This is a genomic window from Haloarcula marina, assembly GCF_024218775.1.
GTDB lineage: Archaea > Halobacteriota > Halobacteria > Halobacteriales > Haloarculaceae > Haloarcula > Haloarcula marina.
The window spans coordinates 92,972-116,698 of the sequence record NZ_CP100405.1 but is presented as its reverse complement, the minus strand read 5'-3'; the positions used below and the strand labels follow the sequence as shown (position 1 = coordinate 116,698).

General features: G+C 61.3%; 24 protein-coding genes and 3 pseudogenes. 14 read left to right on the top strand and 13 right to left on the bottom strand.

Features of this window, described 5'->3' with window-relative positions:
- Positions 1-295: 295 nt before the first annotated feature.
- Positions 296-712, top strand: a complete 417-nt coding sequence (locus NJQ44_RS18160) for a DoxX family protein (RefSeq protein WP_284440235.1) — start codon at positions 296-298, stop codon at positions 710-712.
- A 144-nt stretch (positions 713-856) separates the two neighbouring features.
- Positions 857-1,693: a hypothetical protein gene (locus NJQ44_RS18155; RefSeq protein ID WP_254274618.1), complete on the top strand. Its 837-nt coding sequence runs from the start codon at positions 857-859 to the stop codon at positions 1,691-1,693.
- A 440-nt stretch (positions 1,694-2,133) separates the two neighbouring features.
- Here the strand turns inward: NJQ44_RS18155 and NJQ44_RS18145 are convergent, their stop codons facing one another.
- Positions 2,134-3,714, bottom strand: a complete 1,581-nt coding sequence (locus NJQ44_RS18145) for a long-chain-fatty-acid--CoA ligase (protein WP_254274617.1) — start codon at positions 3,712-3,714, stop codon at positions 2,134-2,136.
- Between the two features lie 332 nt (positions 3,715-4,046).
- Between NJQ44_RS18145 and NJQ44_RS18140 the strand changes: the two genes are divergently transcribed.
- Both NJQ44_RS18140 and NJQ44_RS18135 read left to right on the top strand, forming a co-directional pair.
- Positions 4,047-5,216, top strand: coding sequence for a thiolase C-terminal domain-containing protein (locus NJQ44_RS18140; RefSeq protein ID WP_254274616.1), 1,170 nt, complete (start codon positions 4,047-4,049; stop codon positions 5,214-5,216).
- Between the two features lie 16 nt (positions 5,217-5,232).
- Entirely contained in the window at positions 5,233-5,703 is a 471-nt protein-coding gene (locus NJQ44_RS18135) for a Zn-ribbon domain-containing OB-fold protein (RefSeq protein WP_254274615.1), read from the top strand.
- Between the two features lie 303 nt (positions 5,704-6,006).
- On the opposite strand, the gene NJQ44_RS18130 is transcribed toward NJQ44_RS18135, so the two are convergent.
- The 3 genes from NJQ44_RS18130 to NJQ44_RS18120 form a co-directional block, all read right to left on the bottom strand.
- Positions 6,007-6,411, bottom strand: a complete 405-nt coding sequence (locus tag NJQ44_RS18130) for a helix-turn-helix domain-containing protein (protein ID WP_254274614.1) — start codon at positions 6,409-6,411, stop codon at positions 6,007-6,009.
- A 76-nt stretch (positions 6,412-6,487) separates the two neighbouring features.
- On the bottom strand, positions 6,488-7,516 hold the full coding sequence (locus NJQ44_RS18125) for a sulfite exporter TauE/SafE family protein (RefSeq protein ID WP_254274613.1): 1,029 nt from the start codon (positions 7,514-7,516) through the stop codon (positions 6,488-6,490).
- A gap of 3 nt (positions 7,517-7,519) precedes the next feature.
- A complete protein-coding gene (locus NJQ44_RS18120; protein ID WP_254274612.1) occupies positions 7,520-7,681 on the bottom strand; it encodes a DUF7512 family protein in 162 nt (53 codons plus the stop codon).
- A gap of 379 nt (positions 7,682-8,060) precedes the next feature.
- Here NJQ44_RS18120 and NJQ44_RS18115 point away from each other — a divergent pair, with 379 nt between their 5' ends.
- Positions 8,061-8,900 (top strand): universal stress protein, encoded by an 840-nt coding sequence (locus NJQ44_RS18115; RefSeq protein WP_254274611.1) that lies wholly within the window; start codon positions 8,061-8,063, stop codon positions 8,898-8,900.
- A 9-nt stretch (positions 8,901-8,909) separates the two neighbouring features.
- Here the strand turns inward: NJQ44_RS18115 and NJQ44_RS18110 are convergent, their stop codons facing one another.
- The 4 genes from NJQ44_RS18110 to NJQ44_RS18095 are packed head-to-tail and all read right to left on the bottom strand — an operon-like array spanning position 8,910 to position 12,275.
- Positions 8,910-10,091, bottom strand: a complete 1,182-nt coding sequence (locus NJQ44_RS18110) for an inorganic phosphate transporter (RefSeq protein ID WP_254274610.1) — start codon at positions 10,089-10,091, stop codon at positions 8,910-8,912.
- A 22-nt stretch (positions 10,092-10,113) separates the two neighbouring features.
- The gene (locus NJQ44_RS18105) at positions 10,114-10,584 is read right to left on the bottom strand and encodes a YeeE/YedE family protein (protein WP_254274609.1); all 471 of its coding nucleotides are present in this window, start codon (positions 10,582-10,584) and stop codon (positions 10,114-10,116) included.
- Positions 10,584-11,075: a YeeE/YedE family protein gene (locus tag NJQ44_RS18100; protein ID WP_254274608.1), complete on the bottom strand. Its 492-nt coding sequence runs from the start codon at positions 11,073-11,075 to the stop codon at positions 10,584-10,586. Before NJQ44_RS18100 ends, NJQ44_RS18105 begins: the two co-directional genes overlap by 1 nt.
- A gap of 6 nt (positions 11,076-11,081) precedes the next feature.
- On the bottom strand, positions 11,082-12,275 hold the full coding sequence (locus NJQ44_RS18095) for an MBL fold metallo-hydrolase (protein WP_254274607.1): 1,194 nt from the start codon (positions 12,273-12,275) through the stop codon (positions 11,082-11,084).
- Between the two features lie 249 nt (positions 12,276-12,524).
- Between NJQ44_RS18095 and NJQ44_RS18090 the strand changes: the two genes are divergently transcribed.
- The 3 genes and pseudogenes from NJQ44_RS18090 to NJQ44_RS18080 form a co-directional block, all read left to right on the top strand.
- Positions 12,525-12,770, top strand: coding sequence for a sulfurtransferase TusA family protein (locus tag NJQ44_RS18090; RefSeq protein ID WP_254274606.1), 246 nt, complete (start codon positions 12,525-12,527; stop codon positions 12,768-12,770).
- A gap of 1 nt (position 12,771) precedes the next feature.
- Complete coding sequence (locus tag NJQ44_RS18085) at positions 12,772-13,344, top strand: DsrE/DsrF/DrsH-like family protein (protein ID WP_254274605.1); 573 nt, start codon at positions 12,772-12,774, stop codon at positions 13,342-13,344.
- Positions 13,345-13,387: 43 nt separating this feature from the next.
- A pseudogene (locus NJQ44_RS18080) lies at positions 13,388-13,652 on the top strand (type 1 glutamine amidotransferase family protein); the annotation flags it as partial.
- Here NJQ44_RS18080 and NJQ44_RS18075 read toward each other — a convergent pair.
- Positions 13,624-13,848 (bottom strand): annotated as a pseudogene (locus tag NJQ44_RS18075) (aminotransferase class V-fold PLP-dependent enzyme); the annotation flags it as partial. The pseudogenes NJQ44_RS18080 and NJQ44_RS18075 overlap by 29 nt on opposite strands.
- Before the next feature lie 122 nt (positions 13,849-13,970).
- Entirely contained in the window at positions 13,971-14,195 is a 225-nt protein-coding gene (locus tag NJQ44_RS18070) for a YgaP family membrane protein (RefSeq protein WP_254274604.1), read from the bottom strand.
- A 286-nt stretch (positions 14,196-14,481) separates the two neighbouring features.
- Between NJQ44_RS18070 and NJQ44_RS18065 the strand changes: the two genes are divergently transcribed.
- The 4 genes from NJQ44_RS18065 to NJQ44_RS18045 all read left to right on the top strand — a co-directional run bounded on the left by NJQ44_RS18065 (position 14,482) and on the right by NJQ44_RS18045 (position 16,930).
- The gene (locus NJQ44_RS18065) at positions 14,482-14,853 is read left to right on the top strand and encodes a helix-turn-helix domain-containing protein (protein WP_254274603.1); all 372 of its coding nucleotides are present in this window, start codon (positions 14,482-14,484) and stop codon (positions 14,851-14,853) included.
- A gap of 287 nt (positions 14,854-15,140) precedes the next feature.
- Positions 15,141-15,500, top strand: a complete 360-nt coding sequence (gene trxA / locus NJQ44_RS18055) for a thioredoxin (protein ID WP_254274602.1) — start codon at positions 15,141-15,143, stop codon at positions 15,498-15,500.
- A complete protein-coding gene (locus tag NJQ44_RS18050) occupies positions 15,501-16,541 on the top strand; it encodes an NAD(P)/FAD-dependent oxidoreductase (RefSeq protein ID WP_254274601.1) in 1,041 nt (346 codons plus the stop codon). It begins immediately after the preceding gene.
- The gene (locus NJQ44_RS18045; RefSeq protein WP_254274600.1) at positions 16,541-16,930 is read left to right on the top strand and encodes a DUF7968 family protein; all 390 of its coding nucleotides are present in this window, start codon (positions 16,541-16,543) and stop codon (positions 16,928-16,930) included. Before NJQ44_RS18050 ends, NJQ44_RS18045 begins: the two co-directional genes overlap by 1 nt.
- Before the next feature lie 169 nt (positions 16,931-17,099).
- Here the strand turns inward: NJQ44_RS18045 and NJQ44_RS18040 are convergent, their stop codons facing one another.
- Complete coding sequence (locus NJQ44_RS18040; RefSeq protein WP_254274682.1) at positions 17,100-17,363, bottom strand: metallophosphoesterase family protein; 264 nt, start codon at positions 17,361-17,363, stop codon at positions 17,100-17,102.
- Here NJQ44_RS18040 and NJQ44_RS18035 point away from each other — a divergent pair.
- Positions 17,326-17,546 (top strand): annotated as a pseudogene (locus tag NJQ44_RS18035) (dihydrodipicolinate synthase family protein); the annotation flags it as partial. The gene NJQ44_RS18040 and the pseudogene NJQ44_RS18035 sit on opposite strands and share 38 nt — an antisense overlap.
- 91 nt (positions 17,547-17,637) lie before the next feature.
- Here the strand turns inward: NJQ44_RS18035 and NJQ44_RS18030 are convergent.
- A complete protein-coding gene (locus tag NJQ44_RS18030; RefSeq protein WP_254274599.1) occupies positions 17,638-18,609 on the bottom strand; it encodes a D-2-hydroxyacid dehydrogenase in 972 nt (323 codons plus the stop codon).
- A 266-nt stretch (positions 18,610-18,875) separates the two neighbouring features.
- Between NJQ44_RS18030 and NJQ44_RS18025 the strand changes: the two genes are divergently transcribed.
- Positions 18,876-20,435 carry a tryptophan 7-halogenase gene (locus tag NJQ44_RS18025; RefSeq protein WP_254274598.1) on the top strand — a complete coding sequence of 520 codons (1,560 nt, stop codon included), beginning with the start codon at positions 18,876-18,878 and terminating at the stop codon, positions 20,433-20,435.
- Positions 20,436-20,554: 119 nt separating this feature from the next.
- Here NJQ44_RS18025 and lacZ read toward each other — a convergent pair whose 3' ends face one another.
- On the bottom strand, positions 20,555-23,677 hold the full coding sequence (gene lacZ, locus NJQ44_RS18020; protein WP_254274597.1) for a beta-galactosidase, LacZ type: 3,123 nt from the start codon (positions 23,675-23,677) through the stop codon (positions 20,555-20,557).
- Between the last annotated feature and the right edge of the window lie 50 nt (positions 23,678-23,727).

Sequence of the window (23,727 nt, the reverse complement as noted above, 5' to 3'; positions counted from 1 at the left end):
TGGCTGTTGCCCTCATTGTCGCCGCGAGGAGCAGGAAGCGAATGCGGCGTGGGGCACGCGGAGAGAGTCAGGAGGTGGCCCCAGTGCATCCGGCGAGGGCGGCGTCCCGGCGTTTCCCGTAACGGTGGGCGATAGTCCGACACGCGGCGGGGCGGCGTCACGGTCGAGGGCAGAGCGGAGTGGAGTCCAAACGACAGGTGGGCCAAGACGACGCAAATCCGTCCACATTGACGTTCGTCGATGGCCGCCCCCTCCCCAAAACTGGTTCACGCGTGGAGGCACGATTCGGCATTGAATGTCTGCTCGTTTGGCGCAGTTCAAACGCCCGTTGCTCTACGTGATGGGGCCATTGTACATCGTTGCTGGACTCCTCCATTTCGTCGTCCCAGAGTTGTACGTCCAAATTGTCCCGCCGATATTCCCAGCAGCACTCTTGCTGGTTTATCTGTCCGGGCTCGCCGAAATCGCTGTGGGCATCGGGGTATTGCTCCCACAAACGAGAAAATACGCAGCGTGGGCGACGGTTGCGTTGCTCATAACGATCTTTCCTGCGAACATCTACATGGCTACCAGTGGTCTCGTCATCGAAGGAGTGCCCGGCGGCGGCGATCCGTCAGAACTCATCCGGTGGGCACGGCTACCACTGCAGGGCGTCCTAATCCTCTGGGCGTACTGGTATACGAATCCCCGAATCAATACTGGTCACAGGTGACGCAGCAGTTTCGGTGAGCACACAGTGGCATTCTCGTCCTAAGTACCCTGTGGCTGTTCCGAGCAAACACGTCTGGACTATCGTTCATCAAATCCAGCTGGCTCAGTCCATCCCTTTACGACCACACGGAATGTGAGTCTAAGTGTGAAGCAGTGTCCCGACACACCGGCCCTCGATGATGCCGAGTTCTCCGGACACGTCTGGGTAGAGGAACTCCCGACTGGCGCGGAGTTTCGGTTCCAGGTGGCCGCATCAGGTTTCGTGACGTTCGCCACAGCCAGGCAGTCCTACGACACGGCTGCAGCTGTACCGCCGCAATTCCGTCGGGCGGCAAATCTCATCAACGACCGACTGGACCGTGAAGCACTGGCGGCGGCGACGGACGACCCGAGCGACGTAACCTTCTGTGGACTCGCGACCCGAAACGAGGGAACCGAATTCGACTGGCAGAAGGTCCCAGCCTTCGTGGGGGTCGACGTGTGGTCCAGTCGGCAAGGCAAATTCCTGCCCCCGGATTCGGCGACTGGTGTATACGAGCGTCTGGGCTTGCCCACGTTACCGGCTATCGACAAAGAGTTGGCGGCGGCACACGCTGACTTCACTCAGTACGACCACGAGTCGGCATTCCCGCAGTCAGAGTGGCGAGATGGGCACGCAGTCGGCGTGCTGATACGCGACAAATCCGGTGGGCGTGCCACAGCATGGGCTGACGAAGCCACGACACAGTCTCCCCCCGCCTCTCGGTCGGCTACAGAGTTGGCAGCGGTGTATGCTACTGACGAGCGAATCAATCGTATCGTGGCAGCACTGCAAGCGGATGACCAGTCACTGACGGTCGACGCGGTGCGGAATCGGCTTGTTTCGGAAGTTGCCCGAGAATCGTATGTCGACCTCTTTTCCGATGATGAGTTTGTCGCCTCGCTGTCAGCGTTTGAGTCAGCCGTTGCTGAACGGGTTCAACAAAATCAATCGACCGGATAGCGGCACTCTGAGACCGGTAACAGTGAAGTCGGTCTAGATGATGCCGCCGCCCACGAACAGGCTGACGACGAGCAGCCGCGTCGCGACCACGCTCTCCCGGCCAGTAATTTGTTCTCCATCGCTTTCTCGTGGAGCGGCATCTCGGCGTACTCCCCGCGGGACGCCTCCAGATGTTGTAGGTGACGTTGTTGTCGCCGGTGTAGGTGACCGTCGTCGTGTGGTGCTACTGGACCCGCTCGATGGCCCACTCCTTGTACTCGGTCTGTGTCTGGCCGAACCGGTTCTCCTCGTCGTCGTCTGTTTCGGAGAAACTCGCGATTACAGGGATATTGATATAATTTTCAGTTCGAGGAATAGTTTCCCGACTGTCGTTGGGATGCGATCCATTCGGTCAGGGTGTCGCCTGAAGCCGTCGAGAACGGCGGGACGAGTCGACTGCCTCACCCGACAGGGTCGCTGTGGGTCTCCCGGAGTTCGACTTTGCGGATTTTGCCTGTCGAGGTCTCGGGGAGGTCCTCGACAAACTCGACGACGGTCGGGCATTTGAAGTGTGCGAGGTTGTCGCGTGCGAACTCGATCACTCCGTCCTCGGTGAGGTCGGCGCCGGATTCGAGCACGACGATTGCTTTGGGTGTCTCACCCCACTTCTCGTGGGGGACGCCGATCACGGCGACGCGCCGGATGTCGGGGTGGTCGTAGAGGGCGTTCTCGACCTCGACGCTGGAGATGTTCTCGCCGCCGCTGATGATGACGTCCTTCTTGCGGTCCTTGATCGAGATCATCCCAAGTTCGTCGATAGTGGCGAAGTCGCCCGTGTGGAACCACCCGTCGACCCGGCTGCTGAACGCCTCGCGGGTCTGCTCGGGCTTGTTCCAGTAGCGGTCCATGACCTGGTTGCCGCGGACGACGATTTCGCCCATCGTCTCGTCGTCGCGGGGGACGTCGGCACCGCTCTCGTCGACGACACGTAGTTCGGTCCCGAGCATGGCGTGGCCCTGGCGGGTCTTGACCGCGAAGCGGCCCTCGCTCTCGATCCGGCGCGGCGAGTTGCTCGTCGTTATCAGCGGGCCGGTCTCCGTCAGTCCGTAGACGTGCAGGATGTCCCAGCCGAGTTCGTCCTCGACGGTCCGGATGGTGGCTTCGGGCGGTGGGCTGGCCGCGGTCGAGATTCTGACCGGCTTGTCACCGGTCGCTGCGATGTCGTTGTCCTCGTAGTGGTCGACCATCGAGTCGAGCACCGTCGGCGCGCCGCAGAGATAAGTCACGTCGTGGTCGTGGATGCGCTCGAAGGCGCCTTCGGCGTCGAAGTGGCGCTGGCAGACGTGCGTCCCGCCGACGCCGGTGATGACGTAGGGATAGCCCCACCCGTTGACGTGGAACATCGGGAGCGTCCAGAGGTAGGCGTCGTCGTCCCTGACCTCGGTGTGATGGGTGGTAATCAGTGCGTGCCAGTGTTCGGTGCGGTGGGTCCGGACCACGCCTTTCGGGTCGCCGGTCGTCCCGCTCGTGTAGTTGATCGTCGCGGGGTCGTCCTCGGAGATGTCGGGACGCTCGACACCTCCGGGGTCGGCTTCTTCCAGGAGTGACTCGTAGTCGCGCCAGTCGCCGTCGACGCGGTCGGCCGGGTTGGCGACGAACGCCGTGGCGGGTACTTGGTCGCGGACCGCCTCGATTTTCTCAGCGTACTCGTAGTCGGCGACGACCGCCTGGGCCCCGCAGTCGTTGAGGATGTACTCGTAGTCGTCGGCGATGAGCCGGTAGTTCAGCGGGACCGAGATGGCCCCGAGGACGTTGATCGCGTACAGCGTCTCCAGAAACCAGTGTGTGTTGGGCGAGAGCAGCGCCACGCGGTCGCCCTCCTCGATGCCGATGGTCGAAAGTGCCGCCGCCGCTCGGTCGACTCGCTCGCCGAACTCGGCGTACGTGTACTCGGTGCCGTCGTGGGCGATTACACCGACGGCGTCACCGTAGACGTCGACCCCCCTGTCGAGGAAGTCGAGCGTCGTCATCGCTCGATGCATGGTATGACAAGACGTGTCTGTGGCACGTAAATTTCTTTCTCACCCGCTGACGTTCCCCGGTGGCTCGTGCCCGGTGACTACGCGTGACCGGCGCTCGAATACTCCCGAAACGGGCGTCTCATGCCTCAATGGGGGCGGTATCAATTCTCGACGACGACATGGATTTCCCGTTCGGGGGTCGCACAGGGAGACCAGACGCATCCACAATCGGCGCTGTAGAAGTGGTCATACTTCTGACTAGATGTGTTTCGGACTGCCACTCACTGCCCGGCGTCGAGAGTTGTGGGCTTCGGGACGAACTATTAATGCGCTCAGTTGCGGACTCTCAGAGGATGGCTACAGCGCATCTCATCGCGGTCGGCTCCTCGCCGCTGGGCAAGACGGACCTGCCCGGCCGCGACCTGTTCTCTCGGGCCATAGCCGAGGCGTTCGAGGGGCTGCCCGACCCAGCCGACGTCGTGGACGGATTGTACGTCGGCGCTCAGTCCGAGCGGTACGAGAACCAGATCATGCAGGGGACACTCATGGCCGAGTGGGCCGGGTTGCGGAACGTCCCCGCGGAGCGCGTCGAGGCGTGTGCGGCCGCCGGTGCGCTCGCGCTCAAGAACGCCGTCCGCGACGTTCGGGCGGGCGTCCACGACGCCGTGCTGGCCTGCGGCGTCGAGAAGATGACCGCTGGCGGGACCGAGGGGGCCACCAACGCGCTCGGTGCCGCCTTCGAGCGGGCCCTGGAACAGCGGTCCGGGATCACCGCGCCCGCCACGTACGCCCTCCTCGCTCGGCGATACCTCCACGAAACCGACGCGACGGAACGCGACCTGGCCAGGATCGCCGTAAAGAACCACCGAAACGCGGCGTCCAACCCACGGGCGATGTTCCAGCAAGCAGTCGACGTCGAGACGGTCATGGACGCTCCCGATGTCGCTCCTCCGCTGAAACTGTACGACTGTGCGCCGGTCACCGACGGTGCCGCGGCCGTCGTCGTCGCGAACGACGAAGTAGCGGCCGACCTGCAGCGCCGTCACGACGCAGTCCACGTGGCAGGCGTTGGCTCGGCGGCCAACAACCTCGCCGTCGCGGAGCGAGACCTGACGTTCGTCGAGGGCGCGAACGTCGCTGCCTCGACCGCCTACGAGGATGCCGACGTGGACGCCGCGGATATCGACGTCGCGGAAGTCCACGACGCCTTCACCGTCTGCGAGGCACTGCTGGCCGAGGCCGCCGAGTTCGCTCCCAAGGGTCGTGGAATCGAGACCGTCGAGGACCCCGGAGACCGGTCGGCGGGCTGGACTGACGTCCAAATCAACACCAGCGGCGGACTGAAGGCCCGCGGACACCCGATTGGGGCGACCGGGCTGCTGCAGGCCATCGAAGCCTACGAACAGCTCACCGACCGGGCCGGTGAGCGGCAAGTGGCCGACGCCAACACCGCGCTGCTCATCAATGAAGGTGGCGTCGCGGACGCCCACACTGTGGCCCACGTATTGACGCACAATGACTGACGAGAGTGATTCACCGATGACAGACACCGACTCCACGACGACGGGACCGCTCGCACCCGAAGACATCACCGCCGAGTCGCCGTTTACGCTCCCCGGCTTCTTCGACGCGTTAGCTGCGGGCCGGTTGATGGCCGCCCGCTGTACGGAGTGTGAGACACACCTGCTACCGCCTCGCCCAGCCTGTTACAACTGTGGCAGCCGGGCAGTCACACTCTCGGAACAGCCCCGGACCGGCGAGGTGGTTTCGTACACGTCGGTCAAGCGACCGCCGTCCGCGTTCGAACATCTGGCGCCGATCACCGTCGCAGTGGTCGAACTCGACTCGTCGGCTCGGCTTACAGGTCGAGTCACCGCGTCGCTCGAGAGCGTCGCCATCGGTGACCGCGTCGAACTCCGAGTCTGTGACCCCGAGACAGTCGATATCGATCCGGAGTTCAACCTGTCGTACGAAGAGGAGTGGCCGGTCCACGTCTTCGACCGACTGTGACCAGACAGGCCACTGACGACGTGCCTCTGCAGTGAACACCTGGCCTCAATAGGACCCTCGACGTTCAGTACCGAGTGGCAGTTTCTCCGGGCAGACCAATTCGACGGTGGCAACGGGGAGCATTCCAGTCCCGATATGCGCTCTGTATCCAGCGCGGCTCGAACAAACATCAGTGACATCGCCGTCTCCAACACGCTAGTGGAAGTTAACAGCCGTGTAGTATATCTACAATGCCAACTCTATATTCAAGCAGTCCAGCGGGAATCGGGGGTTTGGCGCACAACCGTCAAAAAGATCGTTGCGTCAGCTCTCGATCTGAGGGGCCGACTCGGTTTCGTTCTCGTACTTCGTCTCGAACTCTTGGATGAGCTGTCCCATCTTGGCGTACCAGTCGTTGAGCATCCGCTGCATCTCTCCCGCGATTTTCGAGGGATCGGTTGGTCGGTAGACGTGGTAGTAGCCGCCTTGGTCGTAGTTGATCTGTTCTTTCTGGATGAAGCCGGTTTGGAGGAGACGCTGGACCGCCCGGTAGGCGGTCGACCGCTCTCTGTCGACGGCTTCGGCTATCTCGTCGACGGTGAGTGGCTCCCCCGCAGTGACAAGCGCCCGGAAGCACTCCTTGTCAAGTTCCTTGAGGCCGTGAAAACACTCCAACAGCCCCTCACACTCCATATCCTGTTGTAGTTGTTCGCTCATCGAATCTGGCATTGATATAGTTGAATAGAGGGGTGCTGGCGATAAAAAGATTTGTGTGTAGTTTACACAATTGTGCGCGAGAACCAGTTTAGACGGGTGAGGAGGACTGACTCTCCTCGCGGAGCGCAGTGATGCTGCTGTAGACGACGGCCCCGCTGACTAGCAGCGCGGAGCCGAGGATGAGCACCAGACTGACCGTGTTCAGCACGTTGATGCCGTAGACGTTGCCGATTTCACGAACCGCAACGGCTAGCGCGCCTCCAAGCAGCATCAGCCCAAAGTACACCTTGATGTCGTCCTCGTTGACGATGCTTGTCGCGGCCGAGCCCACACGGGCACCGAAGGCGCTTCCTGCCAGCAGCGGGAGGACGATAGAGAGGTCGACACCGCCGTCAAGTGCGTACAGGAAGCTCCCGAAGCCACCCGAGAAGACGATTTCGAAGAGGTCCGTCCCGACGGCGATGGGAACGGGTACCCCGATGAGATAGAACAGCGCGGGCATGCGGATGAACCCGCCGCCGACGCCGAGGAATCCGGACAGGAGCCCCGTAACGAACGCGACGCCCAGTATCATCCACAGCGATACGCTGATACCTCCACGTAGTGATATCATCGGCGGGACGCGGTACGACTGAATCTTCTTGGCGATGTCCGGAATATCGTCAGCGTCGACCTCGGTGTCCGCGGCGTCGTGGTCGATACCGCCCTCACTGTCGCCACCTCGCAGCGCCTCGTACGTAACGAACGCGCCGATACCGCCCAGCAGGACGACGTACGTGACACTGATGATGCTGCCTGCCATCCCGAGCGTCTCGAGGTGGAGGACTATCTCTTTCCCGGCCTCGATGCCGGCGGTCGTCCCCGCAATCATCAGTAAACCCAACTTGTAGTCGACCTGCCCCATGTCTCGGTGTTTCAGCGTCGCGATGACTGAGGTCCCGAAGACGAATGCGAGTCCGCTCCCCACGGCAACCCGGGTGGGATACCCCATCACCAGCAACGCTGGCGTGACTAGGAACGAACCACCCATCCCGAAGAATCCGAAGAGCACGCCGATGAGTAGGCCGAACCCGATGAACAGCACCACCATCGCGAGACTGAGTCCCAGTATCTCCATTCGTCACTCCCCTCTGAGTTGCTTGACCACACGGTCTCCGAATGCCTGTTCGAGTGCGCCGTATCCGACGTAGAGGAGGGCTGCCTCTAGGAGCACCGCACCGATGAGCATCGCTGCGTCGACGCCGCCTGCGCCCATCGATGCGAAAGCCGCGAGGTCTACCATCGGTAGCACCCTTCGAAATTGTGCTGTTGTGTGAATATCATACTTTTCTACTCACCGCACCCTAGCCGGAGGGCATTGATAATAGTTTTGGGAGACATACACAATATTACTGCAAAGTATCACACCGCTATCCCACCGAAATATCTGTATAACTTATCCAGATATCGGGCTTCGTCGACCTCGGTTCAAATTCCCTAAAATATGCCGAAATAATGTTGCGCGCGCCATTTTTCTACGGTTGCCTGAACGAATATCTGTCCGTCACAACCCCTATACTGGCTATGGGAACGGCGAGAATTCTGGATTGTCTCCCCCTTACCCAGTCCGTTAATATTGTACAAAGCAAACAATATTAATGGTCGGTCGCGTACAGTCGAACATGAGGGCCATCTATGCGACAGATCTCTCGGCGGCGAGTGAAGCGGCGATTCAGAACGAGACGTGTCTCGAATGTCTCGGCCGCATCGGTGTCGACACCGTTCACCTCGTCACGGTCATCCCGTCGAACGTTCACGTGGGAATGCCGGGACTGAACTTCAGCAAGCGGCGGGAACAGGGGCTCACGCGGTACCAGAACGTGATGGAGAACGCTGGGTTCGACACTGAAACCCACGTGGTACGTGGCACTCCCCACCGGCGCATCAACGGCATCGCAGAGGCAGAGAAAGCCGACCTGACGATTATCGGTTCCCGCGGACAGAGTCCGCTCGACAACCGCGTCATCGGCTCTACAGCCCGCAATCTCGCGCGGACAACCGTCGTTCCGCTACTGGTCAACCGTATCGAACGCAGTACCGACGACCCGGCGGTACTCAGGGAGCATCTGTTCCAGCGAGTACTCTACGCGACAGACTTCTCAGAGAACGCAGCGCGTGCCTTCGACGCGTTCCAGTATCTCCGCCACGCGACCCAGGAAGCGACGCTCGTCCACGTCGAATCACCGAAAGACGAGACGGGCGACGAGGAACCATCCGAACGGCTCACTGCGCTCGCGGACACGCTGGCACAGTGGGACATCGATACGGAAGTTATGGTTCGCAGTGGCGACCCCGCCGAGGAGATTCTCGACGTCGAGACGGACGTGACGCCAACGACGACGCTTATCGGGTCCCGTGGCCAGAGCCGGATGCGCAGACTGTTGCTCGGGAGTGTCTCTGAGGATATCGTCGCTCGCGCACGCGGGAACGTTTACCTCGTCCCGCCCCCACGAACAGCCTGATACAGGCGGCTAGAACGCGGCCATCACAGTCATCGATCCGAAGCCGACGGTCAGTGCGAGTGCGAACGAACCGACCCATGCGCCAACCGTGACCAGAATCTTTTGCGGGTCGATTGCCTCGCTGCCGCCGACTGCGGCACCGCTCCCGATGATAGCGCTGACGATAATCTCGTTGAACGACACCGGCACACCGAGGAAGACGGCGAGCTGAGCGATGAGGAACGATGGGACGAGTGCGGCGATAGAGCGCCGCGGCCCCAGCGAGGAGTAGTCCTGCGCGAGCGACTTTATCATCCGGGGCGCACCGGTCCACGACCCGACGAGGATACCGAGGCCACCACCCAGCAAGACGACCGCTGGCGAGAGCGGGACGGCCTCGTCCAGCAGTGGGAGCAATGGGCCGACCGCCAGTCCGACCTGACTCCCGCCAGCCGAAAACGCGACCAGCGAACCGAGCGCTATCAGGACGTGTCTGAGGCCGTCTGCCTCGTCGTGGCGGAGATCACGGTACACCACGCCCCACACTACGAAGGCGACGACACCGGAGAGTGCCACTGTCGCCACGACCCCGTCGATGCCGAGCAGTCGCTGTCCGAAGCGTGTCAGCGAGCCCGGCCCGCCGCTAGGTCCGAGAAACGCGAACTCGACGTTGGCCAACACGATGCCGACCAGCGCCGCGAGCGTCGGAACTGTGGCCACTTCTGGGACGTCTGACCGCGGCAACACGCTGGCGATGGCGTAGGCGAGACCGCCGCCGACGAATGGTGTGAGCGCCCAGACGGTCCCGATTTGTTGGTACTTCCCCCAGACGGGGGTGCCGCCGAGGGCCATCCCGACACCGATGACTGCGCCGGTGACGGTAAACGCCGTCGCGATGGGGTAGCCGGTGTAGATACCGACGGCCATGAGCCCGGCACCCGCCACCAAGGCGACGATAACGCCGACTGCAGGAAGAGTGACGCCGCCGACGAGGCCACGCCCAACCGCTTCCGAGACGTTTGCGCCCTGTGTCACCGCGCCCGCGAGTCCGAAGATGCCCACGACGAACGCCGCCTTCATCGTCGAGATGGCATTGGCACCGACAGCGGGTGCGAAGGGTGTCGCGCCGCTGGAGCCAGCACCGATGACCCACGACATGAACAGGCTCGCGAGACCAGCAGTCAGGAAGAGGGCGAGAAGCTGTAGTTCCATTGGGGCAGATGTGATTTGGTGTTCAGTCTGCCCCGGTGGCGGTGACGTCGACGTCGTCGGTTGCCCGGCTTCGCCACCACCCCTGCAGATACGCGCCGAGGAACATCCCCGCCAGCGCCCAGAGGATGGTCACGTTGCCGATGCCGAGGCTGGCGTAGGCGGCACCCGGACAGATACCCGACAGTCCCCAGCCGACGCCGAAGATAGCACCGCCGACCAGCACGTTCCGGTCGAAGGACTTCAGCCGACGTTCGAACCGGTCGCCGGTCAGGGGCGCCCGGTCTAGCACGCGCGGCATGAGGAAGAACACGATTCCCGTCACAGCCGCGCCGCCGAACATCACGAACAGCAGGCCGAAGTCCTCGAACTGGAGGAAGTTCAGTACCACTTCGGGGCGGGCCATGTGGCTGTAACCGAGCCCAAAGCCGAAGATGAGCCCGCCGACCAGCACGAGCGGGATGAACAGCGGGTGCCGGTCACTGGACGCTGCCATTAGGGGGTCACCCCTAGTGCAGCGACCACCTGTGCGGTGAGTATCGCCACCAGCAGGAAAGCGAGCACGCCCGCGATGGACGTTTTCGAGGCCGACCCCACGCCACAGACGCCGTGGCCCGAGGTACACCCCTTCCCGACGCGCGTTCCGATGCCGACGAAGACGCCGCCCAACAGGAGTCGCCACCACGAGACATCCGTCGTCCACGTGCCGCCCTGATAGACCACAGCGTACACAGCGGCCCCGAGAACGATACCGAGCGTGAACACGAGCCGCCAGTCCCGTGAGGTGACGTACTGCTGGAATCGCGATTGGTCGGAGACGTACGACAGTGTCGACTCGAGGAACGTGCTCGCACCGGCACTGATACCGGTGCCCACGTAGATGACTGCCGCGCCGAGACCGACGAAGAGCCCGCCGATGGCGTACCGGCTAATCCCGTTTGGGAAGAGTTCGGCGGCCAGCTGGAGCGGGACTGGATCAGCTACCATCGACGATTAGTCACCCGCGAGCGATTCCTGGCTCGCCGCGCAGTTGTTCGGTCCGAGTTCCAGCGTGAACGCCTCGTCGTCACCGACGGTGTTCTGACCGAGGTTCGTCGCGATGATATCTTCGTAGTTGGCTGGCCGTGGGGGCATGTCCGCGAGGACTGTCTCGACGAAGTCGTCCTCGTCCATCGTGAGCGCATCCATCTTCTCGACGAGCTGACCGATAGGCGCCGTGTAGGTCCCGTCGTCGGCAGGGACGGCGGCGTCGCTGAAGTGCGCGCCACCGACGAGCGTGTCGTCGGGGAGCGTCAACACGCGGTCCTGCAGCGACTCGTAGAGCATCCGGGCAGCGTCCGGCGCGCCCTCGTCGCCCTCCTCGAGGTCCGGACGGGCGACGCTCTCGATGAACAGTCCGTCTCCAGTAGCGAGCAGGCTTCCGTCGACGAGATACGAGGTCATCCCGGTCGTGTGGCCGGGCGTGGCGACGGTCTCGATAGTCGCGTCGCCGACGTGGAACTCGTCACCGTCCTCGGCGGTCGTCAGCTCTTCGGCGTAGGTGACGCCGCGGTCGACGGCCGCGGCAGGAATGACGCCCTCGACACCTTCAGCGGCGAGGTCACGCACGCCAGAGATGTGGTCCGCGTGGATGTGCGTATCCAGTGCGTACTTCAGGTCGACCCCGAGCTCGTCGGCGTCGTCGAGATATCGGTCGGTAAACGCGCGTAGCGGGTCGATGATGGCGGCCTCGTCGTCGTCGTAGACGAGGTAGCCCAGGCAACCGGAGGACGGTCGCTGGTACTGCAGCAGCGTTCCGGCCCCGTCATAGTCGGCGACTTCGACGGTTTCGTAGATGCGGGCCCACCCGTTCATCCCATCTTCGAGGTGGTGGACGTCGTAGCCACGCTCCGCGAGCGTGCCCGCGACGTACTCGCTCGCCCCGCCTTTCGCACAGAGGACCGTGATCTCGCGGTCTTCCGGGACGTCCGCGATGATGTCTGCGTCCAGTTCCTCGTCCAGGAAGTGGAAGTATGGAACGTTGATGGATTCGACATTCTCCCCGTCGATGTGCCACTCATCGTAGTCCCCAGACATGCGCGCGTCGAGGATGGTGACCGATTCTCCGTCGTCGATTCGCTGCTTCAGAGTTTCGGGGTTGATCGATTCGACTTCTGCGTCCGGCGTCGGGAAGTCTTCAGCATTCATGTAGTACACCCATCCCTACAGGGTTGAGGCATAAAAGAGTTTGTATAGAAATTCCCAATACACACAATACTGTTTTGGGAACACCTCTCTTTAGAATCGGATATAGCGGTATTAGGGGCTAAATTGCGGTATTGTTTGGCCGATACCGAAAACTGGTTGTGGTTGGATGGTGCAATAATCGATATTCTTTTAACTGCTCCCCTAATATTGTGTAGTGGCTCCAATACAGTAGCTGGAGTCTTTCCAACAATGAGTGAAGCATTCGACATCGCGGAGACGCTCGACGTGAAAGGTGTATCGTGCCCAATGCCAGTCGTGAAGACCAAACAGGCGATAGACGACCTCGCCGAGGGATCGATACTGGAGGTCCTCGCCACTGACAGCGGTAGCATGAGCGACATCGAGGGCTGGGCCGAAGGGACCAGCGGCGTGCAACTCCTCGAACAGGTCGAGGACGGCGACGTGTACAAACACTACATCGAGAAGACCGCCTAACATGAGTACAGACGCATCCTCGACCGGCGACAGCGAGTCGATGAGCGAGGCGCAACTGCAGGCTCGCATCGAAGAACTCGAGGAAACGGTCGCCGACCTGGAGGCCGACGACGACCAGAAGAAGATGACCATCGTCGCGACGCAGGGGACGTTCGACATGGCGTATCCGCCCCTCATCCTCGCCAGCACCGCGGCCGCGTTCGGCTGGGACGTGGTCGTGTTCCACACGTTCTGGGGCTTAGATATCCTCCACGAGGAGAAGTCCCGGAATCTCCAGCTGTCGGCCGTCGGTAATCCGAACATGCCGATGCCGAACGCGCTGGCGGCACTGCCCGGGATGGACCGGATGGCGACGCGCATGATGGAAAAGCGCATCGACGACAACGGGACGGCGACGATCGACGAACTCATCGAGCTGTCGCTGGACCAGGGTGTCGACCTCCAGGCCTGCCAGATGACTATCGAGCTGATGGACTACGACGAGGACGACTTCTACGACGATGTCACCGTCGGCGTCGGCGCGGCCACTGCGCTCCAGCACATGGCCGAGTCCGACATCCAACTGCTCGTCTGAGCGACGACAGCCACTGCGCGACTTTCTCCGGGACTGAAACCACATGAATCAAACAATCGCCATCGTCGACGCGTCAGTTGGTGAGACACCTGCAGAGCGCAACCTGACCCGGTCACTCGACGCTACGACTCGGGTGTACAAAGTTAGCGATGGCCAGGTCCCACCGGCGCCAGCCGGGGACGACTGGCGGTACGACGGCGTGGTTATCAGCGGTTCACAGACCTCGGTGTACGACGACCTGGATTGGATTCACGCCCTCACGTCGTGGGTCCGGGAGGTTCACCGGGCGGACATACCGACGCTGCCGAGGGTCGCTGCAAGACGGTCGATTTCTGATTCGGTATTGACGGCGTGTATAGACGCCCGTACCGCCGACGGTTGGGGCAACGACCGAACGACGATGCCCTCACTGGCCAGACGCTCGACGGTCTTTTTGGGGTCGTTGACCTCGACGGTTACGAGTCCTGATTCGGGCGTCGCTGGACTCAGCCGTCGTTCGCTCGGTCGTTCGGCCCGGAACCGCTGAGGGGCGATTTTTGGCTACTGCCGAACTCACCCTCTCGCCCTGTAAATAGGCGTTTAGCCGCGCGCCGTTTCTGAAGTCCGTCCGATAATACACCGACCGTTCACCGGGCGTCGACGGAACATGTGTCAACACCCAGGAGTCTGTATAGCCCACAGAATCCGCTGAAGCCGGTGCCCAGCAGTATCACCGAGGCGAGTCCGAGCACCGGCGCGAGTATCGCTGGCAGTGAAACGGCGCTGGCAAGTATGCTAAGCGAGACGAGGCCCGCGAGGGCACCGAGAAGAATTCTCGCAGTCTTGTCTGTCGAACCAACATTACGGTCCATACTTCCTCCTAAGTCTCCCTCTGGTAATAACTCTTTGATTGTACAATATAAACAATCGTGGCCCCCGACAGATTAGGGATGACGAGGCCGCTGCCGACCGAACCCCTCTCCCACCCGCGGATATTTCGGATGTTGAGTGCCAAATATTCGGATGATGGCCGGTCACGTGTGCTGTTCTCGGTTCTCGAAGACACTGCTGTCAGTCCGACTCTGAAGTGCTGTTCCCACAGTATTGTAGAGAATACGAACAACCTTTTTACGTCTTCAAACAATAATCTCAATCGAGATGGTGTCCTCCGTTCACGAGTCAGTGCAGGCTGATCCTAACTGGGTGACTCTGCTGGAGAACGTGTACGGGGCCAGTGAGACTGACCGGCGTGTCTTCGCTGTCATCGCCGATGTGGACGGCCCAGTGACGGTCGACGAGATCGCCGAACGAATCCACCGTCATCGGTCGACGGTGTCTCGGTCGCTCACCCGGCTCGTCGACGCAGGCCTCATAGAACGGATGACACGCGACGATAGCGGGCCGAGTTACCGGTACGTGTACCGGATGCGGGACGCCGACGCACTCGCAGACGAGATGCACAGATTACTGTCTGCTTGGTACGTCCGGATGGATGAACGCATCGGGGAGTTCGCTCGGCAGTCGGCCTGAGCGAGACACCGGCAGGCCCAGCGGTCAGGGTCCTGCCAGCGTTCGGCTGCAGGTGCCTGCTGACGAACTCGGCGCCACCGTATCGGCCGACGAGCGTGTCGACCAGATACAGGTCCAACCCGGTGCCCGGACTCTCAAGTCCTTTTCACCGCGTCCGAATATCTCGTCTTCCCGGCCGTCCGGAACCTCCAACCCGTCTTTCTCACTGCTACCGCTGACCATAGTCGCATTGGTATTGTATAATTTCCCCACAACTCTTAACTACCGCCACCACCTATACGTAAACGATGACAACTGATTCAGCACCCACCGCAAATAGCACCGCTCCGAGCGAACCGGTCCACATCGAGAGCCAGGCAGCACTCGACGACGCTGTTGCCGACCATGACGTCGTCCTCACGGACTTCTACGCCGATTGGTGTGGTCCGTGTAAGATGCTCGAACCAGTCGTGGAAACGCTCGCCGCTGAAACGGACGCCGCAGTCGCGAAGGTAGACGTCGACGCCAATCAGCAACTCGCGGCCGCCTACGGCGTTCGTGGGGTCCCGACGCTCGTCCTGTTCGCTGGCGGTGAGCAGGTCGAGGAAATCGTCGGCGTCCAGAGCGAAGACCAGTTGCGGTCCCTCATCGAGAGGTACACCGAGTAGATGAGCGAGCAGGTAAGGGACGTGGTAATCGCTGGCTCCGGCGTGGCGGGACTCTCCGCCGCGGTGTACGCGGCGCGGGCCGACCTCAACCCCCTCGTCCTCGAAGGCGACGAACCCGGCGGCCAGTTGACACTGACGACAGACGTCGAGAACTACCTCGGCTTCCCCGACGGCGTGGGCGGGATGGAACTCGTCCAGCAGGGCAAAGAACAGGCCGAGCGATTCGGTGCCGAGTTCCAGTACGGGAGCATCGAATCGGCCACATTCGATAGCCAACCGAAGGAGCTCTCGCTTTCGACCGGTGAGACGCTTCGCACTCGTGCCCTCATCGTCGCGACCGGTGCCAGCGCCCGCTGGGTCGGTGCGGACGGCGAGACGGCGTTGATGGGGAACGGGCTGTCGACGTGTGCGACCTGTGACGGCGCGTTCCACCGCGGCGACGACGTGGTAATCGTCGGCGGCGGTGATAGCGCGATGGAGGAAGCGCTCTTCCTCGCGAAGTTCGCCGACACCGTGACCGTGCTGCATCGTCGTGACGACCTTCGAGCGTCGGAGATTATGGCGACCCGTGCCCGCGAGAACGACGCCATCGAGTTCGCATGGAACACCGAACTTGTCGCGCTCCACGGGTCATCCGAGGAAGGCGTGACCGGTGCGACTGTCGTGTCTCATCCCGACGGGTATCCGGCGGCGAAGTACGCCGATGGTGTCGACGTCGAAGTATCTGAAATCGCTGTCGGCGGCGTCTTCTACGCTATCGGCCACGAACCCAACACGGACTTCCTCAGAGACACGCCGGTCGAACTCGACGACAGCGGGTACGTTCTGACCGCTGACGCGGACGAGTCGTGGGCGACGACGGAGACGGCCGTCGATGGCGTCTTCGCCGCCGGTGACGTGATGGACCACGCCTATCAACAGGCCATCACCGCCGCCGGGATGGGGAGTATGGCCGCGTTAGACGCTGAGGAGTGGCTCAACTCACAGCTGGCGGCGGCCTCTGAGACAGCGGCATCGGTCCCAGCGGAGGCAGATGACTGATGGGACGATCCGGAAAGCGCAAACCGAACTTGACTGACCCGTCGACCGTCGCGGACCAAGCGAGCCGTGTGGTCGTGTCGTTTCGGTCGCCCGAGGCGGACCCCGACACAGACGGCGGGTGGTGGATCGCGGACAGCGACTGGCTCCGAGAAAAGATGACCGAGTCGACCTATCTGCGATATCTCCGATGGGCCCACGCGGGCCCCATCGCCGTCGGCGACCAGTGGGAGGAGTTCGTCAACTGCGGCTGTGCTTCGCCCGAAGACGTCGTCCTCAGGGTCGAGCGCATCGACGGTGGGTCGTCAATCGGGTCCGAAACGACTATCGAACTCGTCTCTCGAAAAGCGATGGTCGCTGACGGCGACAACTCGGCCGACGAACAGTTCTAATTAGGTCCGCAACCGATAGCGGAAACCGTCTTCTCACCTGTAGACGGCGACCGTCTGGTCGCTAAAAATGACCTGCCTACGCTCGGCCAGCACACCGGACGCAAACGGCTGTGCACCTGTATGATAGTATAGCTATACTGTGTAGCTATACTAAATTCTCGTTACCCATTCAGCAGACGTGTCCCGGTTTCGGTCGGCAGCCCCGCTGCTTCGACTTCCGCGATACCGCGGTCGATATCGTAACTGACCGCCGGAGGTCGACTGTGTTCTCGTTCGTATCCAACACGCCGTAAGCGGCGTCGGGATGCTTCTCTCCCGGTTGGCCGACGCTTCCGGGGTTGACGAGAGGGCGGCCGTCGGTGGTGGCCGCGTGTTGGAGATGCGTGTGGCCGACAGCGACGCCGTACGCACTAAGCTTCTGGAACCACGGTATCGAAGGGTTCTCCGCAGGCGTGAGCAATGCAATTTTCGTCCAAAAGTCGGACTCGCGCTCTTCGACGCACTCAGTGAGGATAACTGGGAGCGCGCACGTCGAATACGAAACCTGACGCAGTCCTCCCAGCATTTCCGCGCTGAGACTGGTTCGGAAAAGATACTTGCGACCTCAATCACAGTGTGACTACACGGAAGCCATGACTTCAACCGTTTGTCGGTGCGACAGGAACTGAACAGCCAGTACTGGCAGGAAAGTGTGCCTAGTCGTCGGTCTACGATTGAACGAGGTTCTCCAGTGAGCCGACACGGCCTGTCTCTGTGAGCGTGGCGACGTTTTCGGCGACGATCGTGGCTAACCGATCCCAGTGTTTCGGGCTATGTCCTGCGTTGTGCGGTGTGATGAGAACGTTTTCGAAGTCCCAGAGCGGATGGTCGCTGGGGAGTGGTTCGGGATCAGTGACGTCGAGGGCAGCGCCGTCGATGTGGTTCTTCCGAAGCGCGGTCACGAGTGCGTCGGTATCGATAATCTGTCCACGGCCGACGTTGACCACGAATGCATCGGACGGGAGCGTCATGAACTCCTCCTCGGAGAGCAGTCCTCGTGTCGTGTCCGTCAATGGTGCTGCGACGATGAGGTAGTCAGTCCGAGCGAGAGCGGATTCGAGGTCTGGTTGATCGAATCCGATGACTTCGTCCGTCGGCCCACCTTTCGCGGGTGTGTACCGGACGCCGATCGTATCGACGTGGAAACCCGACAGGCGTTCAGTGATAGCGGTTCCAAGGGAACCCAGGCCGACAATGGTGACGGTACTCCCCATCAGTTCCTCAGCCTGGTAGTGACGCCACTCGCTACGCTCCTGACGAGCAAGTCCCTCACGAAGTCGCCGTGAGTACAATAGGATATAGCCCATCACCTGTTCTGCAATGTTGGGTGCGTGAATACCTGAGGCGTTGGTCACTGCGACGTCCATCTTTGAAAGCGTGTCGAGTGGCAAGTGATTGTAACCTGCCGCGGTACCAGCGAACAGCTGCAAGTCCTGTGCGTGTCTCAGCAAGTCTTCATCTATATCGACACCGGAGACAACGGTCGCGTGTTTGATCAGCGTTCGTTCTTCGGCAGTCGTCGTCGCGAGCCGTACGTCGTGATTTGGTAACCGTTCCACGAGCAAGTCGGCGTAGTCACGCGCTTCCAACCCGTGTGACTTGTTTCGTAAGACGAGAACGTCGGGTGCAGTGTCGGTCATGGGTAGCTTCGCCGCTAAAAGAGCGTATCTCTCCCCGTGGCTATACGTCTACGCATTTTGATGAGCAGTAAAAACTTTCTCAGCGGACTGTCTGCTGCTTGATACCGGTATCAGTGTGATTACCACCACTATTAGAATCGCCGAAGTTGCCGTGTGTCAGTCGGTTCCCCTTCATGCTGGTTACAGCGTACCCGGTACAAGCAGGGCCTGAACTCCCTCAAACAGAGACAGGTATTTAACGGAAAATCACGACGATACAAGATAACATGGGGAATAAAATAGAGAACGTCACGGTCGTCGGTGGCGGCGACGCTGGCCTCCTTGCCGCACTGGCACTTCGTAGGGTGAATCCGCACCTATCTATCGAGATTGTCGACGACTTTGAGGACCCTCCGACGAGCGTCGGTCAGGGAACGTTCCAGTCGATCGTCCCGCTGCTGCACGATGCGCTCGGGATCGACGAGGCGCGATTCCTCCAAGAAGTTCGACCAGTCTGGAAAGGGTCATCGTACTTCCGGGACTGGTGCGGTTACGAACCGTTCCACTACTCGTTCGACATCCGATCGGTGAAACCTGAAGTCGACGATCCAAAGTCAGTCGAATCGCTATACCACTATTATCAAACCGGAGATATGTCTACGCCTGCAGAAGGGATTGTCGACCACTGCAAGACACCACTGGTCTACGCACCCAGCCAGGACTCGTACGTCATGTATCCCAACATGGCGTATCACCTGAGCATCGGCCGGTTTAACGACTTTTTGCGGACAGTATGTACGGAGCGAGACATCGACCTTATCAACGACCGGGTGACGAACGTCGAGACGAACGCTTCGGGGACTTGGGTAGAACGCGTCGATGGTGAATCTGGCGTCTATGACGCAGACCTGTACGTCGACTCGACGGGATTCTCCCGCCATCTGGTCGGCGAACTCGACGCCGAGTACCGTAGTTTCGACATCCCGCTGGACAGGGCCGTCACCGCCCAAGCAGACATCGACATCACGGAAATCGTGCCGGCAACCGTCCTGGATACGGGCGAGTACGGTTGGTTCTGGCAGATCGATACGCCCGAAGGGAGGGGAATGGGCTACGTGTACAGTTCCGAATACGTCTCCGAGGAGGAGGCCCTCGCGGAGTTCGAGTCCCACCGCGACGAACAGCTCCAGGGAATTGCACATCACCAGTTCGACTCGGGGTTCTTCGAGGACACCTGGGTCGGGAACTGCGTCACGACGGGCAACGCCCAGGGGTTCATCGAACCGCTCCAGGCGACATCACTGACGACCCATCTGAACACTGCTCTCCGACTATCCCGTCGGCTCGCTGGCCGTGGCCACATCAACGATGCCGCGTTCAGGGAATCGTACAACAGATACGTCCGGGGGAGCTGGAACTCCGCCTACGACTTCATCAGCATCCATTATCTGTTCGCCGACGGCGACAACGACTTTTGGGAAGCGATGCGGTCGATCCCAGTGAGCGACCGCATCCGGGAATACATCGACTACTACGACCGCAACGGCTTCGAGCTGTTCGACTCTGAACTGGTGACCGAAGAGGGGTCACAGCGCGGGATGCTCGCGTTCCCGACGTCGAGTCTCTATTTCGTCATGCGACACATGGGTGCCGAATCCAGCTTTTACGAAGACAATGACTTCACGGTCAGCGACGAGATAAAAGAGCGCTGGCGACAGCGCAACGGCTACGTCGAGGACTTGGCCGAGGAGTGTCTCAGCTACGAGCAGGTGTACAAGTCCGGGGTGGTCGATTCATTCTTCCGCAACGAGCGGGTCTTCGCGCAGGCTGCGGCACCGCGTTCGTAGGTGGTTGTCCGACGCAGTTCCGAGCAAGGGTGCTGTTCGACTCGTCACTCGTAGATGACAGGCGGAATCTCTCGACCGACATCGGACAAGACAGAGTCGGACGGTCGAGACAGGTGGTTCTACTGTGCGACGAACGGACGGAGTGTGACGGAGAACGTGAACGTCTCAGGGTCGACGCGGTACTGGTCGAGCGTCGCCGGCCCACAGCTCCCGGTTCCCAACCCGCAGTGGGTGTGGTCGAGTGACACCGAAATCTCGTCGCGTTCGGGGAGTTCGTGGCCATGGGCAGCCGCTTCCAGATCGTCGGTCGTATAGCGGTGGGCAGTCACGTGGAGGAGCGAGTCGCCAGTAACGTGGAGACCAACACCGCGGCCGTCGGTGAACCTCGCCCAGCGCACGTCCGCCCGGTTGCCGTTGGCCTGCGGGCGGACGTACGGCGTATGCATGGCAGTCACGTCGTCTTGATATCGGCCGACGAGTGAGGCCTGTTTACTATCGACGTAAGATTCTCCGGGGCCACGACCGTACCATGTAACGGTCTCTAGGTCTCCCGGGAGTGTCAGATCGAGACCGACCCGTGGCAGTGACGGCAGAATCGAGAGATCCCCTTCCGGTTCGAGCGTCGTCTCTATCTCGACGGCCCCGTCGTCGTGGAACGTATACACCTGTTCAGTGCTGAATCCGTGGTCGAACACGGGCGGTGCGAGGCGTCCGTGGACGGTTATCTCGACGCGGCCATCGCTGCGTCTCTGTTGGGTGACGTCGTCGGTTCGGAACTGGAGGCTGTCAAGTCCGTGCTCGCGCCAGAGTTGCTCGAATCCGATGGTGCGAAACGCACCGGGTTCGAGCGTCGCTCCGCGTTCAGACAGCTCCGTGAGTCGAGACAGGAGCGTCCTGTCGAGTGGCAGCCCCCGGTCGTTGTCCGTCGGGGCACGCCACAGGTCGACGCGCGGACCGGCTTCGAGGAGTTGCTTTCCGTGGTAGGTCAGCGTGTCGAGGACACCCGTTGTGTCGTCGAAACGGGCTTCGAACTCCGGACCCGTGACCACGATGCCGCCATCGGTAGTCTCGCAGGTGAGCGGGCCGCTGCCGACGGACGGCATCCGTGGCTCGCCGCTGTCGGGGAGTTCGAACTGCCCTGTCGAGACGGTGTGGCCCGCTTCGGCCCACGGTGTCTCGCCCGCGTACGTGATTGTGACGGTCAGCAGGAATTCGGCGTCGCTTCGGTCGGTGTCAGCGAACGGGACGGTGACCGTCTCACGCTCGCCGGCTGATACGTCCGGGAGGTTGAGTTCACCACTCTCGACGAGTTCGCCGTCGGCTTCGATGCGCCACGAGGCCGTGAGGTGGTCGAGGCCGCGGAAATCGTAGCGGTTTGCGACGCTCACTGCTCCCTGTTCGAGATCAGCGGCCTCCAGTGTCACTGGCTCGATGACCTTCCTGTATTCGGTGAGACCAGGCGATGGCGTACGGTCGGGGAACACCAGTCCGTTGATGTTGAAGTTCGCGTCGTTAGGCTCGTCGCCGAAGTCACCGCCGTAGGCGAACCACGTCTCGCCGTCGGCCGTCGTCTGGCGCAGGCCCTGATCAAGCCAGTCCCAGACGAACCCACCCTGCAGGCGGTCGTTGTCGTAGATCATGTCCCAGTACTCTCGGAGATTACCAGGACCATTGCCCATCGCATGCGCGTACTCACACATGATGACCGGGTGGTCGTACTCGTCTTCGGCAGCCCACGCTTCGAGTTGCTCCCACGGCGGGTACATCGGTCCGACGATGTCCGAGACGACCTGCTCGGTATCCGGTTCATAGTGGATTGGTCGGGTCGGGTCACGCTCGCGCGTGTCCTCGGCCATCGCGACGTGATTCTCGCCGAAGTCGGACTCATTGCCCAGCGACCAGATCACGACACTCGGGTGATTCTTGTCGCGCTCGACCATGCGGACCATTCTGTCGACGTAGGCGTCTCGCCACTCGTCCGCGTCGCTGATGTGGGGCGTATCGCGTGCGAGTTCCATCCCGTGGCACTCGATGTCCGTCTCGTCGACGACGTACAGACCGTACTCGTCACACAGGTCGTAGAACCGGGAGTCGTTCGGGTAATGGGCGGTTCGTACGGCGTTGACGTTGTGCCGTTTCATCAACTCGACGTCCGCACGCATCGTCTCGATGGGGACGTTTCGACCTCGGTCCGGATGGAAATCGTGGCGATTGACCCCGCGAATCGTGATTGCCTCGCCGTTGACGAGGAACTGACCGTCCTCAATCGCGACGTCGCGGAACCCGACTGTCTGGGCGACGACTTCGGTGACGTCCCCCTCGTTGTCAGTCAGTGACAGTTCCAGTGTGTAACAGGCTGGCGTCTCGGCTGTCCACTTCATGGGGTCGGTGACCGTCGTTGCGAGTGTCACCGTCGACGTCTTGTCTGTTGGAATCTCTGTGGTTTCATCTAGCTCGACGACGGCGTTGTCGTCTTCATCCCGCAGCGTCGCCGAAACAGTACTGGTCGCAGTAGTATCGCCGACGTTGGCAAGGTCAACGGTCGCACTGAGGTCAGCGTCAACGTAGTCGGTATCGAGGTCGGTGCGCACGTCCACGTCAGTGATGTGGGTCTCGGGAAGGGCGTAGGCGTACACCTCCCGGAAGATACCGCTGAGCCACCACATATCTTGGTCCTCGATGTAACTACCGTTGGTCCACTTGTAGACGCGGACTGCGACGGTGTTCTCGCCGGGTTCGACGTAGTCGCTCACATCGAACTCGGCAGGGAGGCGTGCCCCCTCACTGTAGCCGACCCGCTCGCCGTTGACCCACAGATGGAAGGCCGAGTCGACGCCTTCGAAATGCAGGCGAATCTGACGGCCGTCCCAATCATCCGCGACGTGGAACGTCCGGCGGTAGGACCCTGTGGGGTTCTCTGTCGGGACGTTCGGCGGGTCGAGCGGGAACGGGTAGACGACGTTCGTGTAGTGTGGCGCACCATAGCCAGCGGTCTGCCAGTTCCGCGGGACCTCGATTTCGTCCCAATCACTGACATCGAAAGTGGGGGATTCGAAGTTATCAGGGGAGTCAGAAGGTGTCGGAGATAGGTTGAACCGCCAGTCACCATTCAACGATGTAATCCACGGTGACTTTGGACGGTTGCCTTCGCGAGCCGTGGCCGCGTCGTCGAACGGCAGTACATCAGTATGCGGTGCGAGCCTATTTCGACCGATGATTTCCGGATTGATCCAGTCCGTCATAATATCCGCAGAGACTGACCCCGTGATGATTATCTTTTGGGTGGCCCGGT

Excerpts from the sequence above, each read along its gene's own strand:
- NJQ44_RS18025 (WP_254274598.1), top strand. The coding sequence starts at position 18,876 with ATGGGGAATAAAATAGAGAACGTCACGGTCGTCGGTGGCGGCGACGCT.
- NJQ44_RS18115 (WP_254274611.1), top strand. The coding sequence starts at position 8,061 with ATGAGGGCCATCTATGCGACAGATCTCTCGGCGGCGAGTGAAGCGGCG.
- NJQ44_RS18030 (WP_254274599.1), bottom strand. The coding sequence starts at position 18,609 with ATGACCGACACTGCACCCGACGTTCTCGTCTTACGAAACAAGTCACAC.
- lacZ (WP_254274597.1), bottom strand. The coding sequence starts at position 23,677 with ATGACGGACTGGATCAATCCGGAAATCATCGGTCGAAATAGGCTCGCA.
- NJQ44_RS18125 (WP_254274613.1), bottom strand. The coding sequence starts at position 7,516 with ATGGAGATACTGGGACTCAGTCTCGCGATGGTGGTGCTGTTCATCGGG.
- NJQ44_RS18110 (WP_254274610.1), bottom strand. The coding sequence starts at position 10,091 with ATGGAACTACAGCTTCTCGCCCTCTTCCTGACTGCTGGTCTCGCGAGC.
- NJQ44_RS18070 (WP_254274604.1), bottom strand. The coding sequence starts at position 14,195 with ATGGACCGTAATGTTGGTTCGACAGACAAGACTGCGAGAATTCTTCTC.
- NJQ44_RS18065 (WP_254274603.1), top strand. The coding sequence starts at position 14,482 with ATGGTGTCCTCCGTTCACGAGTCAGTGCAGGCTGATCCTAACTGGGTG.
- trxA (WP_254274602.1), top strand. The coding sequence starts at position 15,141 with ATGACAACTGATTCAGCACCCACCGCAAATAGCACCGCTCCGAGCGAA.
- NJQ44_RS18100 (WP_254274608.1), bottom strand. The coding sequence starts at position 11,075 with ATGGTAGCTGATCCAGTCCCGCTCCAGCTGGCCGCCGAACTCTTCCCA.
- NJQ44_RS18145 (WP_254274617.1), bottom strand. The coding sequence starts at position 3,714 with ATGCATCGAGCGATGACGACGCTCGACTTCCTCGACAGGGGGGTCGAC.
- NJQ44_RS18050 (WP_254274601.1), top strand. The coding sequence starts at position 15,501 with ATGAGCGAGCAGGTAAGGGACGTGGTAATCGCTGGCTCCGGCGTGGCG.
- NJQ44_RS18105 (WP_254274609.1), bottom strand. The coding sequence starts at position 10,584 with ATGGCAGCGTCCAGTGACCGGCACCCGCTGTTCATCCCGCTCGTGCTG.
- NJQ44_RS18135 (WP_254274615.1), top strand. The coding sequence starts at position 5,233 with ATGACAGACACCGACTCCACGACGACGGGACCGCTCGCACCCGAAGAC.
- NJQ44_RS18090 (WP_254274606.1), top strand. The coding sequence starts at position 12,525 with ATGAGTGAAGCATTCGACATCGCGGAGACGCTCGACGTGAAAGGTGTA.
- NJQ44_RS18045 (WP_254274600.1), top strand. The coding sequence starts at position 16,541 with ATGGGACGATCCGGAAAGCGCAAACCGAACTTGACTGACCCGTCGACC.
- NJQ44_RS18160 (WP_284440235.1), top strand. The coding sequence starts at position 296 with ATGTCTGCTCGTTTGGCGCAGTTCAAACGCCCGTTGCTCTACGTGATG.
- NJQ44_RS18130 (WP_254274614.1), bottom strand. The coding sequence starts at position 6,411 with ATGCCAGATTCGATGAGCGAACAACTACAACAGGATATGGAGTGTGAG.
- NJQ44_RS18140 (WP_254274616.1), top strand. The coding sequence starts at position 4,047 with ATGGCTACAGCGCATCTCATCGCGGTCGGCTCCTCGCCGCTGGGCAAG.
- NJQ44_RS18085 (WP_254274605.1), top strand. The coding sequence starts at position 12,772 with ATGAGTACAGACGCATCCTCGACCGGCGACAGCGAGTCGATGAGCGAG.
- NJQ44_RS18095 (WP_254274607.1), bottom strand. The coding sequence starts at position 12,275 with ATGAATGCTGAAGACTTCCCGACGCCGGACGCAGAAGTCGAATCGATC.
- NJQ44_RS18120 (WP_254274612.1), bottom strand. The coding sequence starts at position 7,681 with ATGGTAGACCTCGCGGCTTTCGCATCGATGGGCGCAGGCGGCGTCGAC.